The 934-nt window shown below is 67.5% G+C and carries 1 protein-coding gene; it reads left to right on the top strand.

The window, feature by feature from the left end; genetic code table 11:
- The coding region (locus FGX59_RS37035) for an IS1634 family transposase (protein WP_138473493.1) at positions 1 to 934 on the top strand (934 nt) is incomplete at both ends.

Raw genomic sequence — 934 nt, 5'->3', positions numbered from 1 at the left:
CCGTTGTCTTCTACGACCTGACCACCGTGCGCATCCATGGCGAGGGACGGGTTGAGGACGACTTGCGCGGCTTCGGCATGAACAAGGAAACCGGCGGCATCGCCCGGCAGTTCGTGCTCGGCGTCGTGCAGACGGCCGAGGGCCTGCCGCTGCTCCACACCGTCCATCCCGGCAACATGGCCGAGACGAAAACGCTGCAGGGCATGCTCGAAACCGTGCTTCAGCGGTTCCCGGTCCAACGGGTCGTGCTGGTGGCTGACCGGGGCCTGCTGAGCATGGACAATATCGGCGAGCTGACCGCGCTGGCCGACCGGGACGGCCGCAAGCTGGAGTTCATCCTGGCCGTTCCCGCCCGTCGCTATGCCGAGCTTGCCGAAACATTCCAAGGACTTGCCTTCGACGCTGACGGCCTTGCCGAGGCGGAATTCGCCGGACACCGGCTGATCGTCGCCCATGATCCTCTGCGCGCCGAGGAGCAATCAGACCGCAGGCGCGCGCGCATCCGCGAGCTCGAGGAAATGGCCGAACGGCTGGTTGGAAAACTGGATAGCCAGGACGCCGGACAGACCGCTCGCGGCCGCCGCGCCTCGGACCGAGGATCGTACAGCCGCTTCACCCGCGCCGTCGCTGAAGCCGAGCTCACCCGCTTCATCAAGCCCGACCTGCAGGCAGACCTGTTCAGCTGGAGCCTCGACGAGGCGGCCATCGCCCGCGCCGAGCTCTTCGACGGCAAGCTGGCGCTCCTGACCAACGTTGCCGACCTTGGCCCGGCCGAGGCCGTCGGGCGCTACAAGTCGTTGGCGGATATCGAGCGCGGGTTCCGCGTCCTCAAGAGCGACATCGAGATCGCCCCCGTCCACCACCGCCTGCCGGACCGCATCCGCGCCCATGCGCTGATCTGCTTCCTGGCGCTGGTCCTCTACCGCGTCATGCG

The organism is Poseidonocella sp. HB161398, assembly GCF_005870025.1.
GTDB lineage: Bacteria > Pseudomonadota > Alphaproteobacteria > Rhodobacterales > Rhodobacteraceae > Mangrovicoccus.
The sequence above is the reverse complement of the archived record's forward strand: the minus strand, read 5'-3'. Positions and strand labels throughout refer to the sequence as shown.